Annotated in this window: 4 protein-coding genes; 1 reads left to right on the forward strand and 3 read right to left on the reverse strand. The window is 65.9% G+C overall.

Annotated features, from left to right (window positions below):
* Nucleotides 1–321: 321 nt before the first annotated feature.
* Complete coding sequence (locus tag VGL01_RS17490; protein WP_331571503.1) at nucleotides 322–1,674, reverse strand: hypothetical protein; 1,353 nt, start codon at nucleotides 1,672–1,674, stop codon at nucleotides 322–324.
* Nucleotides 1,675–1,734: 60 nt separating this feature from the next.
* Nucleotides 1,735–1,905, reverse strand: coding sequence for a rubredoxin (locus VGL01_RS17495; protein WP_173256356.1), 171 nt, complete (start codon nucleotides 1,903–1,905; stop codon nucleotides 1,735–1,737).
* Between the two features lie 180 nt (nucleotides 1,906–2,085).
* Between VGL01_RS17495 and VGL01_RS17500 the strand changes: the two genes are divergently transcribed.
* On the forward strand, nucleotides 2,086–2,952 hold the full coding sequence (locus tag VGL01_RS17500) for a hydroxymethylpyrimidine/phosphomethylpyrimidine kinase (protein ID WP_331571504.1): 867 nt from the start codon (nucleotides 2,086–2,088) through the stop codon (nucleotides 2,950–2,952).
* A gap of 33 nt (nucleotides 2,953–2,985) precedes the next feature.
* Here VGL01_RS17500 and VGL01_RS17505 read toward each other — a convergent pair.
* On the reverse strand, nucleotides 2,986–3,342 hold a 357-nt coding region (locus VGL01_RS17505; protein ID WP_331571506.1), incomplete at its 5' end, for a DNA-binding protein.

A 3,342-nucleotide genomic window follows, 5' to 3' on the forward strand; every position in this document is an offset into this window, starting at 1 on the left:
TCGCAAAGATAGACCACAGTCCCTGAAAACGTGGGATCGGCCATGTTCGGCATGGCGATCAGGAACTGGTTGGTCAGGTTGATGCGATCGTTACTCTTAGGCATGGTTCGAATTCTAGCAAAGACAGTGCGGGACCGGCCCTCGACTTCGGGCGCCAGCGCACGGCCGCGCACCGAGCGCCGGCCGCCGTGCCGCCAAGGGGCGACATGCCTCATTACTGCACACTCTATCACGTCGGCTGGGCCTTTCAGCCGCGCCGCCGCAGCCGGCTGTGCGCGCTGCGCAACGCGCGCGCCGGCGCACGGGCCGCAAGGGGAGAGATCAGAAATGGGCCGGGTACGAGCGCGTCGGCGCGGCGCGCTCGATCGACTGCATCAACGCATGAAATGCGCCAGATTCGGACGGGGCCACGCCGGCCGCCACGCGCAACAGCATCGCGCGCAGCGCCTGGGCGGCCGCATCCACGGCGCGGGCCTCGGGCTGGCGTTCCGGCGCGGCGGACTGCCAGGCGCACGCCGTCAGACGCCAGGCCAGCGCCAGTGCGTCGGCAAGCGCGGCGATGTGTCCGAGGCCAAGCGCGCAGCCCGCGCTCCCCAGCCGATAAGCCGCCTCGGAGAGCTTCAGCGCCGCGGACGCGTCGGTCGATACCGGACGATTCGCGAGTGCCGACATCGCGATATCGGCCGTTTGCAGAAAATCTTCGTAAGCGGGCGCATGGATCGACAGCACTCCGAGTTCGCGCACGGACGATCCGTCTCGAACGCCCGTTTGTCCCGCTTCGCGCGCCGCCTCAGCCTCCCAGCGCGCCTCGGAATCCATGTTGCCGGCGACATGCCAATCGACCGTCAGCCCGTAGTCGTTGAGCAGCGCCACCTGATCGGCATCCTCCGCGGCAGCACCGTAAAGCGCATAGTCGCGCCACAGCAAAGCAAGCGCCATACGAACGAACGACTTCGGAGCGAGCAGGAGTCCATGCGCCTGCTCCCCGAGCAGCAGGTTGCACCGCGCATAGAAGCGTTTCGCATCGGCATCGCCCGTGGTGGCTCGCCCGGTCACCCGCAGCGCTCGCGCGCACGCGGCCGCGAGCCGCCAAACATCGTATGGATCGGGCCCGGCGAGCTGCTCGATGTAACCGTCCAGATCGCCCAGCGCCCCGTGCGCCGAATCACGCCCGCGCAGCCACGCGAGCAGCACGCTTTCGTAGCACGCGCGCAAACGCGCCAGCTGCGGCGTCGCAATCGATCTCATCGTTGCCGGAGCGATCGGCTTGCCCGCCAGCGCCACATCTTCGTAAGCGATGTCCGACGGGCCCGCGTGCATCGCGATGCGCGAGCGCAGGTCGCGGTAGTGCTCGAACAGGACCGTCGAGCAAGCAAGCTCGCGCAGATTGCGCCGCATGAGCGCGGCTTGGAAATCGGCGAGCGCCGCACCGAATCGCTCCTCGAACGCGCCGTCGGCGAACGGCGAGGCCAGCGCCAGCGTTTCGGCGAACCGTTGCGCCGGCAACCAGCCGGCATGCGCCAACGCCTCGGCTGCGCGACGCAGCGGCGCGCCGGTCGCAGCATGAGAATCGAAGGCTCGGCGCGCTTCAGCCAGAGCGTCTTCAGCCGGTCGCACTGCCGCCCCGCGGGGGTTCGGCAGCGCTTCGAAGTTCGACGTGAGAGGAGAACTCATAGGGGCAGCGCGCGCTCGCAAAATGACGAGCGGCTTGCCGACAGCCGCTCGCGTCGCGGATCAGATCTGAACCATTTCGAAGTCTTCCTTGCGGGCTCCGCATTCGGGACAAGTCCAGTTCAGCGGGACATCTTCCCACTTCGTTCCGGGAGCGATCCCTTCCTCCGGAAGGCCGGCCTCTTCGTCGTAGATCCAGCCGCAAATGAGGCACATCCAGCTTTTATATTCCATTCCTATGCCGCGTCGAAAGGTCCGTTGATTAAAAGAGCCATGATGGTACCGTTTTTGATGCCGCACTGGCTACGCCCTTGAATTGAGCACGCCCATCGCGCCATCCGAATCAATAAAGCCGCATAATTGAGCCGACCGCATTTTTGCGACGTCCCAACCCGTTCTTGCCCAACCTCCGCCATGCCCAGCGCCGCTCCTCCCATTGTTCTCACTTTCGGTCTTTCCGATCCGACCGGAGGCTTCGGCATCCAGGCCGACCTGCTCACGTTCGCGAGCATGGGTTGCCACGGCGTTTCCGTTCTCACCGGCTATACGGTCCGCGACTCCGCAAACTGCGACGAAGTCACAGGACTCGACCCCGAGGTGGTGGCCACCCAGGCGCGCATGCTACTCGAAGACATGCCGATCGCCGCGTTCAAGGTCGGCGCGGCAACGCGCGCGGAGGTGGTGAGTGCGATCGCCGAAGTCGTCGCCGACTACGACGACATCCCGTTGATCCTGGCGCCGGATTTCACCGTCGATGACGAGCACGTCCTCGCTGCCGACGACCTGCGCGAATCGATCGCCGACTTGCTCGCGCCGCAAACCACACTGCTCGTGGCGGACCAGACGACGCTCGCTGCATTGGCGCAACCCGATGGCGACGCCGATGCTCCAGGCCTCGATGCCGCGATTGCGCATTTGCTCTCGCAGGGGGCCGAGTACATCTTGTCGATGCAGACGGGCACCCATCGGCTCGTCAACACGCTGTTCGGCGAAGAAGGTCAACTGCGGCAGGACATGTGGGACCGCCCTCCTCACCGGCTGATGGGCACGACGGATACGCTGGGTGCGGCCATTGCCGCGCTGCTCGCGAACGGGCAAGAGCCCGCCGAGGCCGCCCGCGAAGCCCAGGAGTATCTCTATCAGGCAACCCTCCATGCGTTCCGTCCCGGTATGGGCGCCTACCTGCTCGATCGCTTCTTCTGGGCGCATGACGACGAGAATGAAGAAGTGCGCGTGGAAGGCGCCGCTGCTGTGCCCCGTTACCGGCAGCCGCCGCACTGACGCGCGGCTGTGCCGATTCGCCGCATGCCTCGGTCAGGCGATGAGGCCGCTCACTTGCTGCTGAACGCGCGGCAATGCCTGACGCGCCGCCTTGGCCAGGTTGATCTGCATTGCGGCGGCGGCTGTCTCACGTAGTTCCGCCTTCAGTTCATAGCTGCCCTTGTCCTGCAACCATGCGAGGACTTCGGCGAGGTGCCAGATCGAGGTGGTGCCGCAATGCACGGGGGCGGGGAAATTCGCCGCATGGGTGAGCATGAGCTTGCGCATGTTCTGCCGGCTCACGCCGACAACGTCCGCGACATCGCTCAGGCCGACGAAGTCCGGCACCGCCTCGATCAACGTTGCGCCAGGAAGGGCGCGACGCACATCGGACAAGGCAGACACCAACGC

The sequence above is a fragment of the Trinickia sp. genome (assembly GCF_036503415.1).
In the GTDB taxonomy this organism is placed as follows: domain Bacteria; phylum Pseudomonadota; class Gammaproteobacteria; order Burkholderiales; family Burkholderiaceae; genus Trinickia.

What these genes read in the sequence shown, in the direction of transcription:
- VGL01_RS17490 (WP_331571503.1), bottom strand. Translation starts at nt 1,674, where the DNA reads ATGAGTTCTCCTCTCACGTCGAACTTCGAAGCGCTGCCGAACCCCCGC.
- VGL01_RS17495 (WP_173256356.1), bottom strand. Translation starts at nt 1,905, where the DNA reads ATGGAATATAAAAGCTGGATGTGCCTCATTTGCGGCTGGATCTACGAC.
- VGL01_RS17500 (WP_331571504.1), top strand. Translation starts at nt 2,086, where the DNA reads ATGCCCAGCGCCGCTCCTCCCATTGTTCTCACTTTCGGTCTTTCCGAT.